The sequence below is a fragment of the Alloactinosynnema sp. L-07 genome, assembly GCF_900070365.1.
Lineage (GTDB): Bacteria > Actinomycetota > Actinomycetes > Mycobacteriales > Pseudonocardiaceae > Actinokineospora.
Genome location: NZ_LN850107.1, coordinates 4,198,514 through 4,222,114, shown reverse-complemented (window position 1 = coordinate 4,222,114; position 23,601 = coordinate 4,198,514). Strand labels below are relative to the sequence as shown.

Here is a 23,601-nt window from a genome sequence, read left to right as displayed (position 1 = left end):
GCCGGGTTACAGGGAGGTCCGGCCCATTCAAAATGGACTAGACCACTTGACCTGTCAACCCCGATGGAGCAACGCGATCGCCCGATCGAGTGCGGAGTCCTTGCCAGTGGCGAAATCCTGTTCTGTGAACACTGGTATCCGGATGTGCGGCGGGATGCCCGCGCCGTCGAAGGACTGTCCCCAGCGGGTCACGAACCGCTCGTTGGGCAGGATGAACTTCCAGCCGTTGGGCAGCGAGCGCTCCATCGTGTCGGAGAAGACGCCTTGGGTGTGCTCGCCTATCCGGGTGACCGCGGGCGATCGCCCGATCAGCGCCTGGGTGAACGTCTCGCCCGCGCTCATCTGCGACCCGCTGGTCAGCAGGACGACCGGACCGGTGAATCCGGGCTTGGCCGGGCGCACGTCCGACCGCTGCGGCGCGCTGAACCCGGTGCCGGTCCAGGTCTGCTTGGCGTAGGCGAAATGCGGATGGCCGGTCAGTCGCGCCGCGACCGCCAAGCCGAGCGCGTCGGCGCCGCCGCCGTTGATCCGCAGGTCGATGATCAGCCCGCGCGGATGCCGATCGAAGATCACGTCGAGCGCTCGGTCGAGTTCGGCGGCGTCGGCGGCGTAGCCGTCCTCGGTGTAGCCCATGAACGCGATCAGCCGCAGGTAGCCCAGGCCGCCGGGCAGGTCCGCGTAGCCGATACGGCCGCGGCCGAACTCCTGGAGTTCACCGACGTTGCCGATGACATACGGCCGGACTCGGGCCTCCAGCTCCGGGCTGGGAAACGTGGTGCCGGGCCGGTGGCCGACGTGGAACCGTTCCCCGGCAAGGATTCCGGTGTGCGCGTCGCCGAGTGGCTCGATCATCTCGACGAGCAGATCGAAGAGTTCCTGATCGGACATGTCCGGGCGCACGCGCGAGCGGTACCGGTCCCGCACCGCCTGCCAGTCGATCCCCTTGAGCTGGAAGAACGGATAGTTCTCGGCGTAGGTGGTCCAGAAGACGTCGAATGTCCCCAGTGGACCGTTCGGCGCGGTGCACGGTCGAGTGGAGGTGCGACGCAGCTCGCGGTGGCTGACCGACCCGTCGAACACCTGGACCGCCCGGTTTCCCTTGGCCCGCACGGTGAACCCCAGACGATCGCCCGCGAACCGGACTGTCCCGTTTGGACCGTTGCCGACCCGTTCCGCGGTCTCCCCGGCGAGGCAGCTGATCTCGGTCGTCTCGTAGAAGCGGGCGTGACCGTCGGTGATCTCCAGGACGGTGCCGTAGCCCTCGGTCCGCCACGTCCCGTCGACCCGTTCCCCGGCCGCGGCCTCTGGTGCGATGACGATGGTGCAGAGCAGCCCGGCGGCGACGCCTGCCGCGACGCGCTTGTGTGTGATCCCCATGCCGCCCATCGTGGTCGCGGGGGCGCGCGGGCGCAGTCGGGCAGGCAGGTCGATCTTTGGTGGGGTTGTCCCTACCTCTCGTGCAGCAGCAGAAGCCCGTAGGCGGCGATCGACTGCGCGTCGCTGATCTCCCCGGCCCGCACCAGCCGCTCGAACTCGGCCCGGGTGAACCACGCCGACCGCATGTCCTGCTCCTCGGACTCCCGACTCGGCGGCCCTTCGGTCAGCCCGGTCGCGAGGAACACGTTCCCCCGCTGACTCGACATCCCCGGCGCGCAGTCCAGCGACCCGATCCGCTCGATCGACGCCGCGACCAGCCCGGTCTCCTCCGCCAACTCCCGTGCCGCGAGCACGGTCGGCTCGACGTCGGCCCGGTCGGGCGCGGTCCCCTGCGGGAACTCCCAGCGCCGGGCCTGGAGCGGATAGCGGAACTGCTCGACCAGCGTCAGGCGGTCGCCGTCGAGTGGGATGACCAGCGCGTAGTCCGGTTTGTCGATCACCCCGAAGATTCCGTCAGTGCCGTCTGCGCGGCGGATCTTGTCTTCGCGGACGGTCATCCACGGGTTCGCATAGACCTGGTCTGATCCGAGTGTCTCCACGGGTCGATCCTGCCGTACTCCGGCCTTCGGACTAGCCTTGCTGGCCGTGCGCCTAGTGATTGCTCGCTGCCAGGTCGACTACGCCGGACGGCTGACCGCCCACCTGCCCATGGCCAACCGGCTGCTGCTGGTGAAGGCCGACGGCTCGGTCTCGGTCCACTCCGACGACCGCGCCTACAAGCCGCTGAACTGGATGACCCCGCCCTGCTGGCTCACCGAGGACGACGGCGTCTGGACGGTGCAGAACAAGGCGGGCGAGAAGATCGTGATCACGATCGAGGAGATCATGCACGACTCGTCGCACGAACTCGGCGCCGAACCAGGCCTGGTCAAGGACGGCGTCGAGGCCCACCTCCAGGAACTCCTCGCCGAACACATCAAGACCCTCGGCGACGGATACACGCTGGTCCGCCGCGAGTTCCCGACCGCCATCGGCCCGGTCGACATCATGGCCCGCGACGCCGACGGCAAGAGCGTGGCGGTCGAGATCAAGCGCCGGGGCGAGATCGACGGGGTCGAGCAGCTCACTCGGTACCTGGAACTGCTCAACCGCGACCCGCTGCTGTCCCCGGTCCAGGGCGTCTTCGCCGCCCAGATCATCAAACCGCAGGCCAGAGTGCTGGCCGAGGACCGCGGCATCCGCTGCGTCACCCTCGACTACGACGCCCTGCGCGGCATCGTGTCCGACGAGTTCCGCCTGTTCTAGCCATAGACTGCGGGCATGCCGCCTTTCGCCAGCCCCGCTGACGCTGCCGCTCGGCTCGCGGAGGTCGGCTACATCGCCGACCAGGCCATCGCGACCACCGTGTTCCTCGCGGGTGTACTCGGCAAGCCGCTGCTCGTCGAAGGACCCGCCGGTGTCGGCAAGACCGAGCTCGCCAAGGCCGTCGCCGCCGCCACGGGCGCCGGTCTGGTCCGGCTCCAGTGCTACGAGGGCCTGGACGAGGCCCGCGCGCTCTACGAGTGGAACTACTCCAAGCAGCTGCTGCGCATCCAGGCGGGCCGGTCGGAGGAAACCTGGGAGCAGGCCCACGACGACATCTTCACCGACGAGTTCCTGCTGGAGCGGCCCCTGCTGGCGGCGATCCGCCGGGACGAGCCCACGGTGCTGCTGGTCGACGAGACCGACAAGGGCGATGTCGAGATCGAGGCGCTGCTGCTGGAGGTGCTGTCGGACTTCCAGATCACCATCCCCGAACTGGGCACCATCGAGGCCACGCGGCGCCCGTTCGTCGTGCTCACCTCCAACGCCAGCCGGGAGCTCTCCGAGGCGCTGCGCCGCCGCTGCCTCTACCTGCACGTCGGCTATCCGACCCCGGAGCGGGAACGCGACATCGTCCTGCGTCGGGTGCCGGGACTGGCCGACGCGCTGGCCGAGCGCCTCGTCGGCGTGGTGGCCGGGCTGCGTGGCCTGGAGTTGAAGAAGGCGCCGTCGATCGCCGAGACGATCGACTGGGCCCGCACGCTCGTCGCGCTCGGAGTGGCCACAGTGGACGAACGGACGATCTCGGACACGCTCGGCGTGCTCCTCAAACACGTCTCCGACCACGAGCGCGCGGCCAAGGAACTCGGGCTGCGCGGCTGACATGGCGATCGTGGAACGGCACATCGCCTTCCTCGGCGCGCTGCGCGAGGCCGGGCTGCCGGTGTCGCTGGCCGAGGGGCTCGACGCGGCGCACGCGATGGCCGCCGTCGACATCGGCGAGCGCGAGTCGCTGCGCGCCGCCTACGCCACGACCGTGGTCAAGCGGCAGGCGCACCGGGAGGCGTTCGACGCACTGTTCGACCTGTGGTTCCCGCGCGCGGTCGGGGATGGTGTCCAACTCGCCCCTGAGCGCGGCAGCGAGGTGGAGGTCACCGGCGGAGTCGACCGGTCCCCGAGCGTGGTGGCGAACAGGCGGCGCCTGGCCGAACTCGTCTTCGACGGCGACCTCGCCGGGCTCGACCAGTTGGCGATGGCCGCGCTGGCCGAGTTCGGCAGGCTCCCCGGCGACGGCCCGGCCCGGTGGTCACCCGCCGCGGCGCTCGACACCCTGACGCCCCGCACGCTGATGGCGGGCCTGGTCCGAACCGCCGCCCCGACCGACACTATCGACGAACGCGACACCCGCAGGCGGTTCACCGAGCGGATCGCCCGATTCGAACGCGCGATGCGAGCCGACGCGCAGCGCCGGATCGCCGAGGAGAGAGGTGTCCCGGAGACCGCTCGCTGGGTCGCGCGCCCGACCGTCGACCGGGTCGACTTCCTCACCGCGACCGCCGACGACCTGGCCAACCTGCGCCGCGAGGTCTATCCGCTGGCCCGGCGCCTGGCCACGAAGATGAGCAGGCGGCGCGGCAGGCGAGGGTTGCTCGACTTCCGCCGCACCATCCGCCTGTCGCTGGCCACCGGCGGCGTGCCGATCCGCACCCGACACCGTCCGCGCCGTCCGCACAAGCCGGAACTGGTGGTCCTGTGCGATATCAGCTCGTCGGTGTCATCGTTCGCCCGGTTCACCCTGCTGCTGGTGTACGCGCTGCGTGAGCAGTTCAGCCGAGTCCGCGCGTTCGCCTTCGTCGACACCCCGGTCGAGGTCACCCGGTACTTCGCCGCCAGCGACGACGTGCGCGCGGCGCTGTCGCGCATGGAGGCCGACGGCGTTCGATTCCTCAGCGGCGGCACCAACTACGGCAAGGTCTTCGTCGACCTCGCGGCCAAGCACTCGACATTGATCGGCCCCAACACGGCCCTGCTCATCCTCGGCGATGCCCGGTCGAACTATCTCTCCCCGGAGACCGGCGTCCTGTCCGACCTCGCGGCCCTGGCCCGGCACGCCCACTGGCTCAACCCGGAGCCGATCGCTCGGTGGGGCACCGGCGACTCGGCCGCCCCGGCGTACGCGGAGGTCATCGAGATGGTCGAGTGCCGCAACCTCGCCCAACTCGCCCGTTTCGTCGAACGCCTGGCCTGAATTGGCTGGTTGCGTGCATCCGGCCGCGCCCGACTGGTTACCGTTCACGCCGTGAGGCGATCTCGGATGTGGTCAGTCGGCGCCGTCGCGTGCCTGGTGACGGTGCTGGCGGGCTGCGGTGCGGACCTGACCAAGCAGACTTTCCCGCGCTCGACGGTGCCCGCCACGGCCGACCTGGGCGGTGGGCCCGCCGACCCGACGACCGCGACCAGCGGTGGGGGCGTGACCGGCGACGAGGCGTTCGCCACCAAGAACCTGCGCCGACTCGACCCGTGTGGCCTGCTGAATGAAGACGCGCTGGCCGAGTTCGGCACGCCCGCCAACAGCAGGCTGCGCGACTACGACAAGTGCTCGAACTACATGAAGGACAAGAACGGCAAAGAGCTGAACTTCTCGCTCACCGTCGGCGAGTCCCTGAGCGGCACCAGCGCCGATGGCACGTTCAAGATCGGCGGTCTGCCCGCCACCGAGTCCGAGCTCGAGGACAAGACGGCGTGCTTCATCAACGTCATCACCGAGAACTCGCCGAAGCGGGCGATCACCCTGCAGATGGGCGGGCCGGGTGGGCTGTGTGAACCGGGCCGCAAGATGATGGAGTCGATCGTCAAGCAGGTGCGTGCGGGTGCGGAGCCGCTCAAGCTGGCCAAGGGCACGCTTGTCGACCTCGACCCGTGCGAGGTCTTGGACGACTCGGTTGTCACCTCGACCATCGGGGAGAGCGCCGAGAAGCAGCTCACCACGCTGCACACGTGCGACTGGAACCTCAGCGGCGCCTCGTTCGACGTCACCTTCGACATCTCCTCCAACCCCGACGACTTGGCCGACGCCGCCGAGACCACGCCGGTCGACCTCGGTAATGGGGTGAAGGCGCAGAAGAAGGCCGAGAAGTCCTCCGGTGACCGGTGCAGGCTCGAATGGGCGCACGCGCCGTTCCCGCCGGACCGCGAGGTCGCCGAGGTCGTCAGCGTCGAGTTCAGCCGCTACAGCACGCAGGCTGGCGAGGACACTTGCGCCAAGGTCGAGGCCGTGGCCAAGGCGCTGATTCCGAAGCTGCCGAAGGGCTAGCCTCTGTCGGCTTTCGCCTCCGGCCGCGCGGGTGTAGGAACTGGAGGGACCCCGCCCCGGCTAGGAGGCGCGCGATGAAGAAGATCCTCAACGATCCAGCGACTATCGTGGTCGACGCCCTACGTGGCATGGCACTGGCCCATCCCGACCTGCTGAAAGTCACCGAGGACCCGGCCGTGGTGGCCAGGGCCGACGCGCCGGTGGCGGGCAAGGTCGCGGTGGTGTCAGGCGGCGGCTCGGGGCATGAGCCCATGCACGGCGGCTTCGTCGGCAAGGGCATGCTCGACGCCGCCTGCCCAGGAGCGGTGTTCACCTCGCCAACCCCCGACCAGGTGCAGGCCGCGGTCGCCCAGGTCGACGGCGGTGCTGGGGTGCTGCTCGTGGTCAAGAACTACACCGGCGACGTGCTCAACTTCGAGACCGCTGCCGAACTCGCCGAGGCCGACGGCGTCGACGTGCGGACCGTGGTCATCGACGACGACGTCGCCGTGCAGGACTCCACCTGGACGGCCGGGCGGCGCGGGGTCGGCGGCACGGTGCTGCTGGAGAAGATCGTCGGCGCCGCCGCCGAATCGGGCGCCGACCTGGACACCTGTGAGCGGCTGGCGCGCGCGGTCGTGGCGAACGCCCGCTCGATGGGCATGGCGCTGAGCGCGCCGACGGTCCCGCACGTCGGCACGCCGAGCTTCGACCTCGCCGACGACGAGATGGAGGTCGGCATCGGCATCCACGGCGAGCCGGGCAGGCGGCGGGTCGCGCTGGAGGGCGCCGACGGGATCGTCGCGGGCCTGTTGGAGCCGGTCCTGGCCGACTTGCCATTCGCTGAGGGTGACCGGGTGCTGCTGTTCACCAACTCGATGGGCGGAACGCCGCTGCTGGAGCTGTATCTGGCGCACGGGATCGCCGAGCGGCTGCTCGCCGACCGCGGAATCGTGGTCGAGCGCAGGTTGGTCGGGCCGTACATCACCAGCCTGGAGATGCAGGGGATCAGCGTGACGCTGCTGCGCCTCGACGACGAGCTGACCCGCCTGTGGGACGCGCCGGTCCACACCGCCGCGCTGCGCTGGGGAGTCTGATGCCGTGCGACGCGGCGGCGGTGGCGGCGGCCGTGCGGGCCGCCGCCGCCGTGATCACCGAATACCGTGACGAGCTGGTCCGGCTGGATCAGGCCATCGGCGACGGCGACCACGGGGAGAACCTGAAACGCGGGTTTGGTTTCGTGGTCGCGGCCCTGGACCAGTCGACGCCGGACACGCCGGCGGGTGTGTTGAAGCTCGTGGCCACGACGCTGATCTCGAAGGTCGGAGGGGCGGCGGGGCCGCTGTATGGGACGGCGTTCCTACGCGCGTCGACGGCTGTTGGGGCGGCGCCCGAACTGACTCCCGAGCTGGTCGCGGCGGCTCTGCGGGCGGGCTTGGAGGGCGTCGTGGCTCGCGGGAAGGCGGAGGTGGGGGACAAGACGATGGTCGACGCGCTCGCCCCCGCCGCCGACGCTGCCCAGGGCGACACCGTCGCCGCCGTGCTCGCGGCCGCCGCGAAAGCGGCCGAGGCGGGCGCGGAGGCCACGGTGCCGCTGGTCGCCCGCAAGGGCCGGGCTTCCTACCTGGGCGAACGCAGCGCCGGGCACCTCGATCCGGGGGCGCGGTCGGCGTCGCTGCTGCTGCGGTCGTTCGCGGGGTCGGCGTGAGGGTCGGGCTGGTCATCGTCTCCCACAGCGCGCGCCTGGCCGAGGGCGTCGCCGAGGTGGCGAGCCAGATGGCGCCGGACGTGACCATCGCGGTGGCGGGCGGCATGGACGACGGTCTCGGCACCGACTTCGACGCCGTCGCGGGCGCCATCGACAGCGCGCAGGACGGCGCGGGCGTCGTGGTGCTCTACGACCTGGGCAGCGCCAAGATGGTCGCTGAGCTGGCGGTGGAGATGCTCGGCGATCCCGAGTCGGCCGCCGTGGTCGACGCGCCGCTGGTCGAGGGCGCGGTCGCCGCCGCGGCCGCCGCCCAGGGCGGGGCGGACCTGGACGCGGTCCTCTCAGCGGCGGCGGGTGCGCTCGCGGCGATGGCCGCCGACGCGGGCGAGGTCGAGGGCGGGATCGACGTACTGCTCACCAACGACGTCGGCCTGCACGCCCGGCCCGCCGGGCTGCTCGCGCGCACGCTGTCCGATGTGGATGCCGCGGTGACGGTGTCGTTCGGCGGCCGGTCGGCCGACGCGCGCAGCGTGCTCAGCCTGATGGGACTGGGCGCGGGCGGCGGCGACCGGGTACGGGTCTCGGCCACCGGACCGCAGGCCGAGGAGGCTCTGCGGCGGGTCGAGGAACTGGCGGCGCGCGGCTTCGACGAGGCCTCACCTGGGTGAGAGTGGCGCAGTTCACCTGGCGTTCGCCGAGCGGCGTGGCATCATCAGCACACGATGTTACTGATAGGTAGCAACGGTATTGCTCACCGCGGAGGTAGCTGTGGCGCGTGAATTCTCCACCGTCGGCGTGGTCGGACTCGGCACGATGGGTGCCGGCATCGCCGAAGTACTGGCCCGGACCGGCGTCCAGGTCGTCGCGGTGGAGGTAGACGACGCGGGTGTCGAGCGCGGCCGCGGCCACATCGAGCACTCCACCAGCCGCGCGGTCGCCAAGGACAAGCTGACCGACGCCGAGCGCGACGCGCTGCTCGGCCGCATCACCTATTCCCTCTCGCTGGCCGATCTCGCCGCCGCCGACCTGGTCATCGAGGCCATCCCGGAGTCGCTGGAACTCAAGGCGCGGATCTTCAGCGAGCTCGACGGCATCGTCGGCCCGGAGACCATCCTCGCGTCGAACACGTCGTCGCTGTCGATCACCGAGATCGGTGTCCACACCGGACGCCCCGGCAAGGTCGTCGGCCTGCACTTCTTCAACCCGGCCCCGGTCCTCAAGCTGACCGAGGTCGTGCGCACCGTCGTCACCGAGCCCGACGTGGTGGCCGACGTGGTGGCGTTCGCCGAGAAGCTGGGCAAGGAGCCGGTCGTCATGGGCGACCGCGCGGGCTTCATCGCCAACGCGCTGCTCTTCGGCTACCTCAACCACGCCGTGGCGATGTACGAGTCCAAGTACGCCACCCGCGAGGACCTCGACGCCGCCATGCGCTTCGGCTGCGGCTACCCGATGGGCCCGCTGGCGCTGCTCGACCTCATCGGCCTCGACACCGCATACGAGATCCTCGAGACGATGTACGCGCAGTCGCGCAACCGGCTGCACGCGCCCGCGCCGATCCTCAAGCAGATGATCACCGCGGGCCTGCTCGGCCGCAAGACCGGCCGCGGCTTCTACACCTACGACGGCCCCGACTCGCCCAACGTCGTCGCCGACGCGCACACCCCCGCCGCGGGCGGCGACGCGGGCGTCTCGATCCGCGAGGTCCAGCGGGTCGGCGTGGTCGGCACCGGCACCATGGCCACCGGCATCGCCGAGGTCTTCGCCCGCAAGGGTTTCGACGTCGTGCTGCGCGCCCGCAGCACCGACAAGGCCGAGGCCGCTGTCGGCAAGGTGCGCAAGTCGCTGGACCGGCAGGTGGCCAAGGGCAAACTGTCCGAAGAGGACCGTGACGCCATCATCGGTCGGATCAGCCCGGCGGTGGAGTTCGAGGAACTGGCCGACTGTGACCTGGTCATCGAGGCCGTCGCCGAGGAACTGGCCATCAAGCAGGCCGTCTTCGGCGCCCTGGACGAGGTCGTCAAGCCGGGCGCCATCCTGGCCACCACGACGTCGTCGCTGCCGGTCATCGAGTGCGCCGCCGCCACGTCCCGTCCGTCCGATGTGGTCGGTCTGCACTTCTTCAACCCGGCGCCGATCATGAAGCTCGTCGAGATCGTGGAGACCATCTCGACCGCCGCCGACGTCATCGCCACCGCGCACGCGCTGTGCGAGAAGGTCGGCAAGGTGCCGGTGCACTGCGGCGACCGCGCGGGCTTCATCGTCAACGCGCTGCTGTTCCCGTACCTCAACGACGCCATCAAGATGCTGGAGGCGCACTACGCGGGCGCCGACGACATCGACAGCGCGATGAAGGTCGGCTGTGGCCTGCCGATGGGCCCGTTCGAGCTGCTCGACGTGGTGGGCCTGGACGTGTCGCTCGCCATCGAGCGCACGCTCTACAACGAGTACCGCGAGGCGGGCTACGCCCCGGCGCCGCTGCTGGAGCACCTGGTCACCGCGGGTCGCCTGGGTCGCAAGACCGGCAAGGGTTTCCGCGACTACAGCTGATTCATCGAGATCCCCCAGGGTAGGGTCAGGCCGACTCTTCCTGGGGGATCTCCATGATCAGACTGATGATCGCCGGGGTGTGCGCGGTTGCTTTGACCGCGTGCACCTCCGGCGGCGAGTCCGCGCCGCCGCCGTCGTCGACTTCGAGCACGGCGCCCTCAGGGCCTGCGACCCGCCCGGTCGACACGGCGAACATCACCGCCGCGGCCGCGTTCGGCGACCTGACCGAGGTCGACCTCTGCGAGTTCCTGCGGCCGACCGACCTGCTCGAACTCGGCGAAACCCGAGTGGGCACGCCAGCCGCCTTCGACGTGTGCGCGATCGAGGTCGTCGAACCCGACAACACCCGCGCGACCGTCTACGCGGGCCACTTCTTCGAAGTCCAAGCACAGCCCACGAGGACGCCGACGAGCACGGTGCCCGGAGGCGTGCGCGTGTACGCGGGCGCGGGCGGTGACTGCCGCACCGACATCCTGTTCCCGGACAACGTCGGCCTGAGCGTGTGGGCGGAGATGGACACCCAGTTCACCGCTGACATGTGCCCGCTGGTCACCCGGGCCGTCGAAGGCGTCACCGGACGCCTGACGGGCGGCATCGTGTCGACCAGGAAGATCACCCCGAACTCCCTGGCCCGCGCCGACGCCTGCGCGGCGTTCCCCGCCGACCTGCCCGGCTTCGACCCGACCCGCCAGTTCTTGCACACCAAGCACTGGTGCTCGACCCCGCGCGGAGACGGCAAGAACCCCTACGCGAGCCTGACCCTCGCCGTCGGATACGCGCCCGTCGCCGAGATGACCACCGTCGCCGAGACGATCGACGGCCGCGCGACGGTCATCAAGAAGTTCCCGGGCCAGCAGGACGACGGCGCGTTCTACTGCTTCGCCTCGACCGCGCACCAGCCGATCGAGATCAAAGATCTGCCCGGCGCGAGCGAGTACGCCATGGTCGAGGTCTGGCTCCCGGCCGACGACAGATGCGCCAAGGCGAAAGAGATCGCCACCCAGGTCTGGCCCAAACTGCCCCGCTGAGCCGCCGTCCCGAGATGGCGGCACGGCCGTGACATAGGCTGTGGCTCGGGTCGGGCGACCAAATGCTATTGCTGGGGAATTTCGATGATCAAAGCTGTTGCTGCCGCTTGCGTTCTTACGGTCGCGCTGGTGGCGTCCGCGTGTTCGGTTTCCGTGCCGGGGGCGGCGCTGTCCGTGCCGAATCCGCCTCCGCCGACCAGGCTCTCGGCGAAGGCCGCGACGGTCGACCCAGCGCACATCACCGCCGAAGCCGTGTTCGGCGACCTGGTCTTCGTCGACCTGTGCCTGTTCTTGCGCGCTGACGATCTGAAGTCGCTCGGCACCCCCAAGTTGATCAGCCCAGAAGCCTTCGACGCGTGCGCGTACTCGATCACCCGCGCCGACGGCAGCGTCATCGAGGTCGAGGCGCACGAGATCGACAGCCTGGAAGGCGGCCCAGGCGACGACCCCGAACTGATCGACCTGGGTGGCGGCCTCAAGTCGCTGGTGTTCGATGACGAGACCGTGGGCTGCACCCAGGGCGTGGTGTTCCCCGACGACGTCACGTTCATGGTCGACGTGTACTCGGAAGGCCCCAAGGACGGCCTGTGCCCGATCGCGGCCAAGGTCGTGACGTCGATGGTCGCCCGCTTCGACGACGGTCTGGTCTCCCAGCGCGTCATCAACGCCGACTCCCTAGCCCGCGTCGACGCCTGCGACCTCCTCCCACCGTCGGCGACCGAGCACGTGCCCGGACTGAACAGCCGCAGCGGACTGAGTCCCCTGACCAAACACGAGTGCCACTACGGCGACCCGGACACCTCCTCCATGAGCCTCACCCTCGCGGCGGGCTGGATCGACTTCGAGGGCACCGACCGCCGCAACGTCACCCTGGCGGGCCGCCCCACAACGATCGCGGGCGGTCCGGGCACCCCGGAGGACGGTTTCGTCGACTGCTGGGCAATGACCTACGTAAACCCCATCGCCATCGACGGCCTCGCCGCCCAAGCCGAGTACGCACACATCTCGGTCTGGGTAAAGGAGTCCGACGCCGACGCGGCCTGCCCGGCTCTCCACAAGGTCCTGGAAGTGGTCTGGCCCAAACTCAGCCGCTGATCGTCACCAGCTTCTGAGGTGACCACGACCCCGCAGGCAGGACCAGCATGGCCCCGTTCGGGTCCTTGGAATCCCGGATGCGCAGCTCAGCGGAGTAGGCGACCTCCACACAATCGTCCGCACCGAGGCTGGAACTTGACTTCCGCCACTCTCCGCGCACGCTGATCAGCTCCGTTCGTGATCGGCCACCACCTTGCTCATGAAATCCACCGAATCGGCTGAGTTCAGAGCCAGCTTCATCATCTTACCGATCCGGCGCGGGCCCCCGTCGGTGTCTTCACTGGCGTCCAGGAACCCGCTCGCCTCGGCGGCCTCCACGTAGACGAGTCTTGGCAGGCGCGGGAACTCCAGGACAGAGAAGCTGGATGAGGCTTCATAGCCGCCGTGCTTGAACGGGATCACGGTGACCGTCGCTCTCCCCACTTTGACAGCGTCGATGATCCAGCGGACCTGGTCGGCCATGGCGTACCGGCCGCCGAACGGTCGCCGCAGGGCTGCCTCATCGAGGATTGCGTGATATCTCAGGGTTGGCGTTCTGGCCAGGACGTTCTGCCGCCCCAAACGCATTGCCACCCGCCGCTCCACCTCCTCCTCGCTGAAGGGCTCTTGCTGGATGATGTTTCGTGCATAATCGGGGGTTTGCAGCAACCCTGGGATGATCATCGGTGCATATGCCGTTATCGCCGTCGCTTGTTGCTCGAATTGCGCGAGTGCATAGAGCAGGGTCGTTCTGCGGTTCGCCTCCCACCATCCGTCGATGGCATGTTCCTCTGCCATGTTCATGATTCGTCGCCGCTCCGGGCCCGTCACCCCGTAGATGGCTAGCAGTGCGGACACTTCCGCCACCGTCGCCATCCTTCTGCCGGTCTCGGACCGGTTCAGGGTGGCAGGCGACATGCCGAGCCGTCGTGCGGCCTGGATGGTGTTCAGGCCGCCATTCTCCCGAAGCTGTTTCAGCTCCGCCGCCACTGCTCTCGCCCTCGCGGGCATTCGATCGCTCATGACTCCATGAGACCAGATGTTTCCGGGCTCGCGCATCACTCGAACAGGTGAGCTATTTCGGCCGCTGAAATGGTTGCGCTAACTGTATTAACAGTGACTCGGTAAGCGCGTTAGAAAGGCTGGGTCAGTGCGGCCAGCCTCGACACGTCATCAGCATCGGCCAGGTCTGGCAGGCTCAGGAACACCGTCCGCACGCCCCTCGCCGCCAACTCCGCGTACCGCGCGCGGTGCTCGGTGACAGTTCCGGCGTGGTGGCGGGCGGCGAACGTCGCCGCCGGGGTCCGGCCGCGCAGCTTCTCCACGCGCGCCCAGGTGTCGTCGCGGTCGGAGCCGATCACCGGGAGGTCCAGGACGGTGACGGCGACCTCGGCCGGGTCGCGGCCCACCTCCGCGCAGTGGCGGCGCAGGACCTCGATCTTTCTGTCCACTGTGGCCAGATCGGACGGCACGTTGCAGCCGTCCGCCAGTTCGGCGGCGATCCGCAGGGTCCGACGCTCACCGCCGCCGCCGACGATGATCTCCACGTCGCCGCGGGGGTAGCAGGTCGTCTCCGGCAGGGTGACGCGCTTGCCGTTGAACGCTTTCGTGCCCTTCGCGGTGAGCGCGCGGATGGTCTCGATGGCGGCGGCCAGGGCGTCGAGGCGTTCGGCGGGTGCGGGGAAGGGCAGGCCGAAGGCCTGGTGCTCGCGTTCCCACCAGCCCGCGCCGATGCCGAGGAACGCGCGGCCGCCGGTCAGCGCGGAGAGCGTGCCGATGGCCTTCGCGGTGATGCCGGGCGGGCGGAACGTGATCGGGCTGACCAGGGTCCCGAGCCTCAGTCCGGTGTCGAGGCCTGCCAGCAGGCCCAGCGTGACCCAAGGTTCGGGAATCGGCTCCCACGCGCGGCCCACCTGGGGGATCTGGATCAGGTGGTCCATGAGCGCGATGCCCGCGAAGCCCGCCTGGTCGGCGGCGAGGGCGATCTCGGTCAGCCAGCGGGCGGGGTCGTCGCCCCACGGGAATCGTGAGATCTGGAGGATGATCTCGAACCCGTCGCGGTTCGTCTCGGCGGCGGGCGCGGCAGGCGGCTGCTGGGGCTGCGCCGCGCTGACGACTTCGATGACCTCGTCCCAGCCCTCGCCCGCCAACTCCGCGGCCACCTGGGCGGCGCGCTTGAGTTGGCCCGCGAGAACGGGTGCGGGCACGGGCCGGTCGCGATCGCTGTTACGTCGCTTGCACATCACCGGTGACGTCGCCAGCACCACGGCCACCGCGGGCAGCCCGGCCGCCCGCGCCACCTGGAGCCACCGGGCGCGGCGGACCGGGTCGAGGCCGAGGGTGTCGACGACCGTCGTCAGCCGCCTGCCCAGCCGCGCGTCGACTATCTGTTCCAGCAGGGCGAACGCGTCGTCGGAGGCGTCGAGGTCGTTCGGGCCGCTGCCCGCGATGCCGCGCAGCTCATCGGAACTGACGATCTCCGCGGCCCGGAACCGCTCCCGCGCCCACGTCGACTTGCCCGATCCGGACGCGCCGACCAGCACGACCATGGCCGGATCCGGCAGCCGCACGGTGTCAGCCGCAGCAACCGCCGCCGCAGCAGCCACCGCCGCCGCCTTGTGGGGCCGCCGCAGCGCCCGCCGACCCGCCGAGTCCGGCCATGGTGAGCAGCTTGACCGTGTCGGTGTGGCCGTCGGGGCAGTCGGCCGGATCGCTGGAGGCGCTCATCGGGCGCTGGACGTCGAAGGTCGAGCCGCACTCGCGGCAGCGGAACTCGTAAGTGGGCACCTGCCCATTGTGCCTGGCCACATGGATACGGTGCCCACCGTGCCCCGTCGCAACCGCCCCACCCCCGACGAGCCCCGCCCGCTCGGCGGCGGCCTGGCCGCCCAGCGCCGCGAGTCCGGCCCCGACGGCGACTGGCTGGTGCGCAACATCCCCGGCGCCCAGGCGACCAAGGAGTACCGCTGCCCCGGGTGCGACCACCTGATCCCGCCGGGGATGCCGCACGTGGTGGCGTGGCCAGCCGACGACTACGGCACCGTCGAGGACCGCCGCCACTGGCACCAGGCCTGCTGGACCAGCCGACGCCGCCGCGGCCCGAGTTCCCGCCGCTGGTGAGTCACATGGTGATGACGACTTTCGCGCGAGCGTGCTCGACCTCGAGGTAGCGGACGGCCTCGGGTGCCTCGCTCAGGGAGTAGGTCCGGTCGATCACCGGGGTGATCTCTCCTGACTCGATGAGCGCCCTCAGCGTCGCCAGGGTGTCCTGAGTCGGCGAACCGTCCAGGCTGAGCAGGCGATGGCGGACGAAGGACTTCACCAACCCCGCCTTGATCAGCAGGCCCATCGGCCCGACGAGACTGCCCCCGCGAGACACGCCGCCGCCGGAGAGGACGAGCGTCCCATCGGGTGTCAGCACGCGCCGGCAGGCGGCCAGCGAACGATTGCCCACCAGGTCGAGAACGATGTCGTATCGCCGGTCGCTCCTGGCGAAGTCCTCCTGGGTGTAGTCGACAACGTGGTCCGCGCCGATCGACCGGACCAAGTCCACGTTTCGTGCGCTGCACACGCCGGTCACTTCCGCGCCGAACGACTTGGCGATCTGGACGGCGAACGTGCCCACCCCACCCGACGCGCCGTTGATCAAGACCCGTTGTCCCGGCTGGACCTGTGCCACATCGCGCAGACCAATGAGGGCGGTACTCGCCGCGAGCGGCACCGCGGCGGCCTGCTCGAAGGTCAGGTTCGCCGGTTTCGGCTCCACAGTCGCCTCGGGGGCACACGCGTACTCGGCGAACGCTCCGCCCCCGTCGCCGAGGTCGCCGTACACCTCGTCGCCGGGACGGAACCGGGTGACGCCCGCGCCGACGGCTTCGACCGTGCCCGCGAAGTCCCGGCCGCGGATCTTCGGCTTGGGCCCGCCGAACCCGAACATGGAGCGAAGCACCAAGCGGGCCAGGTACGGGTCGCCCCGCATGACGTGCCAGTCGTAGGCGTTGACCGAGGCGGCGTGGATCCGCACGAGGAGCTCGTTCGCCGCGGCCACCGGCTTGTCGACCGCCCTGAACTCCAGAACGTCGGCCGAGCCGTATTTGTCCTGGACGATGGCTTTCATATGGTCTCCCTGACGCGTTGTTTCGGAGTGGAACGGATGCTTCGCTCGGCCACGGCGAGGTTGATCGCCCAGGCCGCGCCCATCAGCAAGGCATTGATGAGTTCGTCGGGAGTGCCGACGAGCAGGGACCAGGTCAGCAGGATCAGGGCCTGGGAGCCCGCGCCTTGGCCGATCGCGTAGGCGCGGGTCATCCAGGCGCGGTGGCGGGCGATGTCCCGCCGCCGGATCGCCGTGAAGCCGAGGACGACGGCCACGGTCATGGCGGCGCCGAACCCGAGTCGGAACACGGTGAGGAGATCGGTGTCCGGGAGCGGATAGAACAGGGTCATCCACAGACCTGAGAGGGCTGCGGCAAGCCCGCAGGGAACCAGGAGCCGCCCGGCCGTGCGGTGCCAACCGCGGTGCCGGAGGTGGGGCACGAACTGGAAGGCGCCCAGGACACAGAACACGCTCGCGCCGAGGATGTGCACGAGGACGGGCACGGGCATGGCGAAGAACCGGGCGTTCTCCGGCGTGATCTCGCCACCACCGCCCAGTTCGGCGACGCGGACGGCGCCCGCGACCACCGGAATCGTGCTGAGCATGATCAGCGCGGCGGGCACGAGCCACCTTGGGGTGGAGGTCATGACTTGATCGTGCCGAGGGAGGTGGTCCGGGTCATCGGACCGCGGGCCGGAGTCGGACCAGCCGATCGCCCGAGACGAACGTCGTACTTTCGGCTACCTGACCGGACCGCCGCGGCGCGTGACGCGGCGGGTCTCGTAGGCCCACATGGCGATCTCGACGCGGTTGCGGGCGCCGAGTTTCGCCATCAGCCTGGCGATGTGCGACTTGACGGTGCTGAGCGTGATGTGGAACTCGTCGGCGATCTCGTTGTTCGTCCGTCCACATGCGACAGCGGTGAGGATCTGCTCCTCACGGTCGGTGAGCGCGTCAACGGGGTGTGACGGCGGTGCGGCGGGTCCGGCGTCGGCGAAGGCGCCGAGCAGTCGTGCGGTGATGCTCGGCGCGATGAGCGCGTCACCGTTGGCCGCGGCGTGGACAGCCTGGGAGAGCAGCACGGCGCCCGCGTTCTTGAGCAGAAAACCCTTGGCGCCCGCCCGTAGTGCGGCGTAGACGTACTCGTCGAGGTCGAATGTGGTGATGATGACGACGGCGAGAGGGTCGTCGACAGCCGGTCCGGCAAGGCGGCGGGTGGCTTCGATGCCGTCGACGTGGGGCATCCGGATGTCGAACAGGCACACGTCGGGGCGCAGGCGCCGCGCGAGCTCGACGGCATGGCGCCCGTCGGAAGCCTCACCGACGACCTCGATGTCCGGTTGGGCGTTGAGAATCATCGTGAGCCCGGTGCGGACGATCTCCTGGTCGTCGGCCACGACCACCCGGATGCTCACGTCGCCGACCCGGTTCGCGGCAGCACGGCGGTCACCGTCCAGCCGCGATCGGGGTTGGGTCCGGCTTCGAAGGTGCCGCCGAGCAGGTCGGCGCGTTCGATCATGCCGATGAGTCCGTACCCGGGTGCGCCGGGCAGGCGGGTCGGGCCCGTGTCGCCGTCGTCGCGCACGCTGAGGTGCACCGACTGGTCGTCGGTGGCCACGCGGACCGCGATGCGGGTGGCGTCACGAGCGTGTCGACGGGCGTTGGTGATCGACTCCTGGGCCAGGCGGTAGATCGCGGACCCGACCGAGGGCGGGAGGCTGTCAACGTCGCCGAGGATCGCCACCTCGACGGCGGGAACGGACGGGGGCCGGGTCGCGAGCCGTTCGAGATCGGCGACGCGCCGCGTGGGGGCCAGATCCGCCGGTCGGCTTCCGCGCATGGTGCGGACCATGGCGCGCATCTCGTCCAGGACTATCGATGCTTCGGCGTCGATCACGCGCAGCGCGTCGACCGCGGCGTCCGGATGGGTCGCCGCCGTCGCGAGACCGGCCTGGGCCCGGATCGCCATCGCCGAGACGTGGTGGGCGACGGTGTCGTGCAGGTCGCGGGCCAGCCGCTCGCGTTCGAGCAGCTTGACCTGGTCCAGCTCACGCATCCGCGCCCTGGACCGGTAGCGCAGCGCCGCGCCGACGGCCATCGCCGAGAACAAGATCACGAATCCGGCGATCGCGTCGGGCAGGCTGAGATGACCAAGGAGCGCCGAGACACAGACCTTGGCGGACATGATCGCCGCGCCGACCACCGCCTCGCGGCCGGACCCCCACCGGAACAGTGAGTACGGCAGCAGCACCACGTACACCAGCACGTACAGGCCTGGGTCCTGGCCGCCGGTCAACACCGGTGCCACGGCACAGGCGCCGAAGGCGATCGCGACCATCAGCAGCGGCCTGGACCGTCGCCACAACAGCGTGGGCACAAGTCCGGCGGACAGGATCATCGAGATCGCCCGCCACGGGAGGTCCGACCGCAGCAACCCTTCGAGCACCGCGATGGCCACGAGCACCGTCACGAGCGCCCAGTCCCACCAGGCCCGCGGCGGCGGAGGGGATGGGCGGGGCTCGTCCCACACGGAGCGAAGAGGGGCGAACACCGACCCATGGTACGAGAACCGGTGCCCACCTCAGATCAGCCCAAAGTACGAGAACTGGCACGATCGGACCGTGAGCGAACGCATCGGGCCCGACACTGTCCTGCCCGCCCGCCGTGCGGCCGTCACCCTCACCACCGCCGACGGCCTGTGCCTGGTCGGCGAACTCGCCCTCCCCGCCGACCGCGAGCCGCGCGCCACCGTGATCCTCCTGCACCCCAATCCCCTCGGCGGCGGCTCGATGGACACACCTCATCCGCAAGGCCGCCTTCCGCCTGCCCGCCCTCGCCGGTCTGGCCACCCTCCGCTTCAACACGCGCGGCACCGCGAGCGAGGCGGGTCGCAGTGAAGGCGAGCACGACCACCGCGGCGCCGAACGCCACGATGTCGCGGCCGCGATCGAGTTCGTCCAGGAACTGCCCGCGCCATGGCTCGCGGGCTGGTCGTTCGGGACCGACCTGGCCCTGATGCACGGCCTTCACCCGCGCACGCGGGGCGCGTTCCTCGGCTACGCCGAGTTCGTGCTGGACTCGCTGGTCGACTTCGTCGCTCCCGGCGTGCCCACGCCGTTGCCGCGCCACTGGTAGTAGACCCAATAGGTGTCGTCCGGGTCGGGGGAGGGGATCGGCTGGAAGCCGAACTTCTCCGCGATCCGCAGTGCCGGGCGGTTCTCCGCCGACGTCACGATCCACACTGGCGTGTCCGGCCAGCGCCGGGATGCCAAGTCCAGGGCCGCGGTGGTCATCTCGGTGGCGTAGCCGTGGCCCCACGCGCCGGGGACGAAGCGGAAGTACAGGTTGAGGTAGGGCTCGCTGTCGAGGTCGCACATCGCCAGGCCGCCGAAGCCGACCAGGCCGTTGTCGGATTCGATGATCCAGTAACAGAAGCCCTCGGACCGCCAGCGGCCCACCATGTCGGCGAGTTGGGTGCGGCACTCCTGCGGCGTGCGCGCGCCCTCGGGCCGAAATACCGACGCGGCCGGATCCGCGTGAACCGTCACCATCGCGGGAAGATCGGCCATGGTGGGTTCCCGCATCAGCAGCCGATCGGTCCGGATTAGCCGCATAGGTCGAATCTAGCCGACACAACCGGCCCGGTCGCTGGAAATTCGGGTGCCGGAAACGATTGGATGGAGCCATGGACAGCGACCGTGCGCTCTCGTGTCCGCAGCCTTGGCGTGCCCCCGACGGCACCGTGCACTCGTCGGGGGTCCCTGACGGCAAGGTGGCGACCGTGGAGGAGGAAGGTGGCGGGGGACTGCTGCTGCCCTCCAGACAGGCCAGGGTCGCCGCGGGCGTGGTGCTCGTCATCCTCGGGCTCGTCTTCGGCGGGCTCGCCGCGTTCCTGATCGTGCGCGGGGGGATGCCCACGTCTCTCGGTGGTGGCGTCCTTGGCGTCCTCGCGCTGCTCCTGCTCGCCGCGGGCGTGTTCGCGCTGCGCCGCAAGCCGCGGACCACCGGCATCCTGCTGACGCCGGACCACGTGGTGATCAACTGGGTGCACCCGGCGGTGCGGCTGGCGTGGGACGACATCACCGAGATCCGTCCGCTCGGCCTGCGGATCGGCCGCGCCAACACCGGGCTGAGCCACAACTACGTCGGCGTCGTCTCCCGCCAGAGCGACGCGGCCAACGTCCGGATGCGCAAGGTCGCCGCGAGGTTCGGCAAGGACGTCACGTGCGCGCTGCCGATGCGCTCGCTCGACGTCGATCAGCTCGTCGTCCTGCACACCCTCACGTTCTATCTGGACAATCCGGACTCCCGGGCTGAGCTGGCCGGTCCCGACGCGGTGCGGCGGGTCCGCGAGGTCCGCTTCCGGTTGCCAGAATGAGCCCGTGCACCTCACCGACACCGGCTCCGGCATCCCGCTCGTCCTGCTGCACGCGTTCCCGTTCGACTCGCGCATGTGGGACCCGGTCCGCGATGGCCTGTCCGACGTCGTCCGGCTGATCACCCCGGACCTGCGGGGCTTCGGCCAGAGCAGCCTCGGCGCCGCCGATCCGTCGCTGGCGGCGCTGGGCCGCGACGTGATCGACCTGCTCGACGACCTGGGCATCGACCGCGCGGTGGTGGGCGGCTGCTCAATGGGCGGATACGTCACCATGGCCACGCTGCGCGCCGCGCCGGAGCGGGTGTCCGGGCTGCTGCTGATCGACACCAAGTCCACCGCCGACACCGCCGAGGCCAAGGCCAACCGCCTGGCCGTGGCCGATCGCGCCGATCGCGAGGGCATCGCGCCCTGGTTCGCCGACACGATGCTGCCGCTCCTCATCGCCGACCAGGACAAAGCCGACCACGTGCGCGCGCAGATCGAGGCCCAGGACCCCGCTACCGTCGCGTGGGCCTCGCGCGCGATGGCCGGTCGGCCGGATTCGGCCGACACGCTGCGCGCGGCCGGGGTGCCCGCGCTGATCGTGCACGGTGAGCTGGACAAGCTGATGCCGGTGACCCTGGCCCAGGATCTGGCCGACCAGACCGGCGGCGAACTCAAGGTCCTGCCCGGCTCGGGTCACATGCCCTCGATCGAGGTCCCGGAGGCCTTCCTCGACGCCGTGACGCCCTGGCTGGCCGACCGTTCCTAGCGCCGCTTGCGCCGGGGGGTGTCGGGCACCAGCGGGATGCTCGGCACTTCCTCGTCCGACCGGCGCAGCACCGCCAGCCGCAGCCTGCTGAAGCCGCGGACCGACACCGGCCTGCGGTTCCGTACAGTGTACGGGCCGAGGTTGGCCAGCTCATCGGCCAATTCGCGGCTGACCATCACCGTTCCCGGCCGGGCCACCGACGTCAGCCGGGCGGCGATGTTGACCACCGAGCCGTAGACGTCGCCGAAGCGGTTCACGACGTAGCCGTAGGCCAGGCCGGCGCGCAGCAATGGCAGGTCCGGGTCGGCTTCGGCGCGCTCCAGCATCGTCAGGGCGATCTCGGCGCCCTGGGCGGGGCTGTCGGCGACGAACATGACCTCGTCGCCCAGCATCTTGACGATCCGGCCGCGGTTGTCGGCGACCACCCCGGCGGTGAGCGAGTCGAACTTGTCGACCACCGACACCAGCTGGGCCTCGTTCGAGCGGCGCGTGAACGTGGTGAAACCGACCATGTCGGCGAAGCCCACCACCTCGTTGCGTGAGACCAGTTCCTCGCCGGAGGTGGCCAGGGCGCGGCCCGCGTAGGCGGTCAGGTGCCTGCGCCAGGCGTGGTTCTGGATGCGTTCGAGCGCGGGCACCAGCCGCTCGATGAAACGGCCGAGCTGGCGTTCGTCGGCGGCCAGCTCGGGGTTGGCGATCAGCACGTCACGCAGGATGTCGACCTGCCACTCCGCGAGCCGGGACAGGTGCTGGCCCAGCATCCGCGCGGTGGCGATGGTCAGCTCCGGTTCGAGGATGCCCGCCGACATCAGCTCGTCGGTGGTACGCAAGGCCTCGACGTCGGCGTCGGTGAAGACCACCGCCTCGTTCGGGACGGTGGCGAACCCGAGGGCCCGCCACAGGCTCTCCGCGCGGGTCAGTGGCACGCCCGCCTTGTCGGAGGCCTCTTGGCGGGTGTAGAGCCGGTCGCCGCCCAGCAGAACCTGTTCCACGCGCCGCTGGGCGGCGTCGAGCTCGTCGGTCACGTCGTGTGGACGATGAGCACGTCGACGTGCGACTTGCGGGCGGCCTCCGACGGCACCGAGCCCAGAATCCGGCCCGCGAGCGTGTTGAGACCCCGGTTGCCGACCACGAGCAGGTCGGCCGACCGGTCGATGACGATCTTGGTCAGTGAGGGCACCGGGTCACCGTCGACCACCACGGTCTCCACCTTGGTGGCACCCGCCTTGGCCGCGCGCTCGGCGGCGGTGCGCACCGACTCCTCGGCCGGGTTCGAGCCGACGACCTGGTAGGCGACGTCGTCGCCGAGGGTGTCCTGGGCGCGCTCGACCGACCGCTCGCTGGCGGGCTGGAACGCGCACGCGATCACCAGTGTCGCCCCGGTGTCCGCGGCGATCGCCGCGGCCCGGTCAACGGCGCGGTACGAGGAATCCGAGCCGTCGGTACCGACGACCACGGTCTTATAGGCGGCCATGCCGATGTCCTCCTGGAGTTTCCTACCTGTCGGTAGACCTAACCAGGTCAACGACCAACTCGCCTACCGGACGCGCGAGGGCGCAGAATCCACGTGGTGGACGTGACAAAGATGCTCGCGGTGGCTGTGGCGGAAGCGCGAACCGGGCTCGCGACGGGCGGAATCCCGATCGGGGCGGCCTTGTTCGGGCCGGACGGCTCGCTGTGGGGACGCGGGCACAACCGACGTGTCCAGGACGGCGATCCCTCGGTCCACGGCGAAACCGCGGCGTTCCGCGACGCGGGACGCCGGGCGTCCTATCGGGGCACCACGATGGTCACCACGCTGTCGCCGTGCTGGTACTGCAGCGGGTTGGTGCGGCAGTTCGGCATCACGTCGGTGGTGATCGGCGAGGCACGCACGTTCTTCGGCGGGCACGAGTGGCTCGCCGAGAACGGCGTTTCGATCACGGTCCTGGACGACCCCGAATGCGTCGGGCTGATGACCGACTTCATCGCGGCCCGACCCGACCTGTGGTTCGAGGACATCGGCGAGGTCGCCGACTAGCTATTCGCGGCAGTCATCATCGCGGCCC

General features: G+C 70.0%; 28 protein-coding genes. 15 read left to right on the top strand and 13 right to left on the bottom strand.

Features of this window, described 5'->3' with window-relative positions:
- Positions 1-54: 54 nt before the first annotated feature.
- Both BN1701_RS18740 and BN1701_RS18735 read right to left on the bottom strand, forming a co-directional pair.
- The gene (locus BN1701_RS18740; protein ID WP_082859925.1) at positions 55-1,377 is read right to left on the bottom strand and encodes a S41 family peptidase; all 1,323 of its coding nucleotides are present in this window, start codon (positions 1,375-1,377) and stop codon (positions 55-57) included.
- Positions 1,378-1,448: 71 nt separating this feature from the next.
- A complete protein-coding gene (locus tag BN1701_RS18735) occupies positions 1,449-1,976 on the bottom strand; it encodes an NUDIX hydrolase (protein WP_054050607.1) in 528 nt (175 codons plus the stop codon).
- A 46-nt stretch (positions 1,977-2,022) separates the two neighbouring features.
- Between BN1701_RS18735 and nucS the strand changes: the two genes are divergently transcribed.
- From nucS to BN1701_RS18685, 10 genes are all read left to right on the top strand, one after another.
- A complete protein-coding gene (gene nucS, locus BN1701_RS18730) occupies positions 2,023-2,682 on the top strand; it encodes an endonuclease NucS (RefSeq protein WP_054055971.1) in 660 nt (219 codons plus the stop codon).
- 15 nt (positions 2,683-2,697) lie between these two features.
- On the top strand, positions 2,698-3,561 hold the full coding sequence (locus BN1701_RS18725; RefSeq protein WP_054050604.1) for a MoxR family ATPase: 864 nt from the start codon (positions 2,698-2,700) through the stop codon (positions 3,559-3,561).
- 1 nt (position 3,562) lies between these two features.
- A complete protein-coding gene (locus BN1701_RS18720) occupies positions 3,563-4,927 on the top strand; it encodes a VWA domain-containing protein (protein ID WP_054050602.1) in 1,365 nt (454 codons plus the stop codon).
- Positions 4,928-4,978: 51 nt separating this feature from the next.
- The gene (locus tag BN1701_RS18715; protein WP_157368063.1) at positions 4,979-5,992 is read left to right on the top strand and encodes a DUF3558 family protein; all 1,014 of its coding nucleotides are present in this window, start codon (positions 4,979-4,981) and stop codon (positions 5,990-5,992) included.
- A gap of 74 nt (positions 5,993-6,066) precedes the next feature.
- Positions 6,067-7,068 (top strand): dihydroxyacetone kinase subunit DhaK, encoded by a 1,002-nt coding sequence (dhaK, locus tag BN1701_RS18710; protein WP_054050598.1) that lies wholly within the window; start codon positions 6,067-6,069, stop codon positions 7,066-7,068.
- Positions 7,068-7,679 (top strand): dihydroxyacetone kinase subunit DhaL, encoded by a 612-nt coding sequence (dhaL, locus tag BN1701_RS18705; protein ID WP_054055970.1) that lies wholly within the window; start codon positions 7,068-7,070, stop codon positions 7,677-7,679. The genes dhaK and dhaL overlap by 1 nt, the downstream gene beginning before the upstream one ends.
- On the top strand, positions 7,676-8,347 hold the full coding sequence (gene dhaM, locus BN1701_RS18700; protein ID WP_054050596.1) for a dihydroxyacetone kinase phosphoryl donor subunit DhaM: 672 nt from the start codon (positions 7,676-7,678) through the stop codon (positions 8,345-8,347). Before dhaL ends, dhaM begins: the two co-directional genes overlap by 4 nt.
- Before the next feature lie 100 nt (positions 8,348-8,447).
- Positions 8,448-10,226, top strand: a complete 1,779-nt coding sequence (locus BN1701_RS18695; RefSeq protein WP_054050594.1) for a 3-hydroxyacyl-CoA dehydrogenase family protein — start codon at positions 8,448-8,450, stop codon at positions 10,224-10,226.
- Positions 10,227-10,279: 53 nt separating this feature from the next.
- Complete coding sequence (locus tag BN1701_RS18690) at positions 10,280-11,254, top strand: hypothetical protein (protein WP_054050592.1); 975 nt, start codon at positions 10,280-10,282, stop codon at positions 11,252-11,254.
- A gap of 129 nt (positions 11,255-11,383) precedes the next feature.
- The gene (locus BN1701_RS18685) at positions 11,384-12,349 is read left to right on the top strand and encodes a hypothetical protein (protein ID WP_157368062.1); all 966 of its coding nucleotides are present in this window, start codon (positions 11,384-11,386) and stop codon (positions 12,347-12,349) included.
- Here BN1701_RS18685 and BN1701_RS34395 read toward each other — a convergent pair.
- The 4 genes from BN1701_RS34395 to BN1701_RS18670 form a co-directional block, all read right to left on the bottom strand.
- Positions 12,339-12,509, bottom strand: a complete 171-nt coding sequence (locus BN1701_RS34395) for a DUF397 domain-containing protein (protein ID WP_255364635.1) — start codon at positions 12,507-12,509, stop codon at positions 12,339-12,341. The genes BN1701_RS18685 and BN1701_RS34395 overlap by 11 nt on opposite strands.
- Before the next feature lie 5 nt (positions 12,510-12,514).
- Complete coding sequence (locus BN1701_RS18680; RefSeq protein WP_054050588.1) at positions 12,515-13,318, bottom strand: helix-turn-helix transcriptional regulator; 804 nt, start codon at positions 13,316-13,318, stop codon at positions 12,515-12,517.
- A 143-nt stretch (positions 13,319-13,461) separates the two neighbouring features.
- Positions 13,462-14,934 carry an LLM class flavin-dependent oxidoreductase gene (locus BN1701_RS18675; RefSeq protein ID WP_231949647.1) on the bottom strand — a complete coding sequence of 491 codons (1,473 nt, stop codon included), beginning with the start codon at positions 14,932-14,934 and terminating at the stop codon, positions 13,462-13,464.
- Complete coding sequence (locus tag BN1701_RS18670; RefSeq protein WP_054050583.1) at positions 14,903-15,115, bottom strand: zinc ribbon domain-containing protein; 213 nt, start codon at positions 15,113-15,115, stop codon at positions 14,903-14,905. The genes BN1701_RS18675 and BN1701_RS18670 overlap by 32 nt, the downstream gene beginning before the upstream one ends.
- Before the next feature lie 39 nt (positions 15,116-15,154).
- Here BN1701_RS18670 and BN1701_RS18665 point away from each other — a divergent pair, with 39 nt between their 5' ends.
- Positions 15,155-15,448 carry a hypothetical protein gene (locus tag BN1701_RS18665; protein WP_054055969.1) on the top strand — a complete coding sequence of 98 codons (294 nt, stop codon included), beginning with the start codon at positions 15,155-15,157 and terminating at the stop codon, positions 15,446-15,448.
- A gap of 1 nt (position 15,449) precedes the next feature.
- Here the strand turns inward: BN1701_RS18665 and BN1701_RS18660 are convergent, their stop codons facing one another.
- The 4 genes from BN1701_RS18660 to BN1701_RS18645 all read right to left on the bottom strand — a co-directional run bounded on the left by BN1701_RS18660 (position 15,450) and on the right by BN1701_RS18645 (position 18,975).
- Complete coding sequence (locus tag BN1701_RS18660; RefSeq protein WP_054050581.1) at positions 15,450-16,445, bottom strand: NAD(P)-dependent alcohol dehydrogenase; 996 nt, start codon at positions 16,443-16,445, stop codon at positions 15,450-15,452.
- Entirely contained in the window at positions 16,442-17,071 is a 630-nt protein-coding gene (locus BN1701_RS18655) for a DUF2306 domain-containing protein (RefSeq protein WP_054050580.1), read from the bottom strand. Before BN1701_RS18655 ends, BN1701_RS18660 begins: the two co-directional genes overlap by 4 nt.
- Positions 17,072-17,164: 93 nt before the next feature.
- Positions 17,165-17,839 (bottom strand): response regulator transcription factor, encoded by a 675-nt coding sequence (locus tag BN1701_RS18650; protein ID WP_054050578.1) that lies wholly within the window; start codon positions 17,837-17,839, stop codon positions 17,165-17,167.
- Positions 17,836-18,975: a sensor histidine kinase gene (locus BN1701_RS18645; protein WP_054050576.1), complete on the bottom strand. Its 1,140-nt coding sequence runs from the start codon at positions 18,973-18,975 to the stop codon at positions 17,836-17,838. The genes BN1701_RS18650 and BN1701_RS18645 overlap by 4 nt, the downstream gene beginning before the upstream one ends.
- A gap of 70 nt (positions 18,976-19,045) precedes the next feature.
- Between BN1701_RS18645 and BN1701_RS37375 the strand changes: the two genes are divergently transcribed.
- Positions 19,046-19,321 (top strand): hypothetical protein, encoded by a 276-nt coding sequence (locus tag BN1701_RS37375; protein WP_054050574.1) that lies wholly within the window; start codon positions 19,046-19,048, stop codon positions 19,319-19,321.
- Between the two features lie 159 nt (positions 19,322-19,480).
- Here the strand turns inward: BN1701_RS37375 and BN1701_RS18635 are convergent, their stop codons facing one another.
- Positions 19,481-20,038 (bottom strand): GNAT family N-acetyltransferase, encoded by a 558-nt coding sequence (locus BN1701_RS18635; protein WP_054050571.1) that lies wholly within the window; start codon positions 20,036-20,038, stop codon positions 19,481-19,483.
- A gap of 71 nt (positions 20,039-20,109) precedes the next feature.
- Here BN1701_RS18635 and BN1701_RS18630 point away from each other — a divergent pair, with 71 nt between their 5' ends.
- Positions 20,110-20,802: a hypothetical protein gene (locus tag BN1701_RS18630; RefSeq protein WP_054050569.1), complete on the top strand. Its 693-nt coding sequence runs from the start codon at positions 20,110-20,112 to the stop codon at positions 20,800-20,802.
- A 4-nt stretch (positions 20,803-20,806) separates the two neighbouring features.
- Positions 20,807-21,553 (top strand): alpha/beta fold hydrolase, encoded by a 747-nt coding sequence (locus BN1701_RS18625; protein WP_054050567.1) that lies wholly within the window; start codon positions 20,807-20,809, stop codon positions 21,551-21,553.
- Here BN1701_RS18625 and BN1701_RS18620 read toward each other — a convergent pair.
- Positions 21,550-22,578, bottom strand: a complete 1,029-nt coding sequence (locus BN1701_RS18620; protein ID WP_054050565.1) for an adenylate/guanylate cyclase domain-containing protein — start codon at positions 22,576-22,578, stop codon at positions 21,550-21,552. The genes BN1701_RS18625 and BN1701_RS18620 overlap by 4 nt on opposite strands.
- Positions 22,575-23,027 (bottom strand): universal stress protein, encoded by a 453-nt coding sequence (locus BN1701_RS18615; protein ID WP_054050564.1) that lies wholly within the window; start codon positions 23,025-23,027, stop codon positions 22,575-22,577. The genes BN1701_RS18620 and BN1701_RS18615 overlap by 4 nt, the downstream gene beginning before the upstream one ends.
- A 111-nt stretch (positions 23,028-23,138) precedes the next feature.
- On the opposite strand from BN1701_RS18615, the gene BN1701_RS18610 reads away from it, so the two are divergent.
- Entirely contained in the window at positions 23,139-23,573 is a 435-nt protein-coding gene (locus tag BN1701_RS18610; protein ID WP_054050562.1) for a nucleoside deaminase, read from the top strand.
- Positions 23,574-23,601 lie beyond the last annotated feature (28 nt).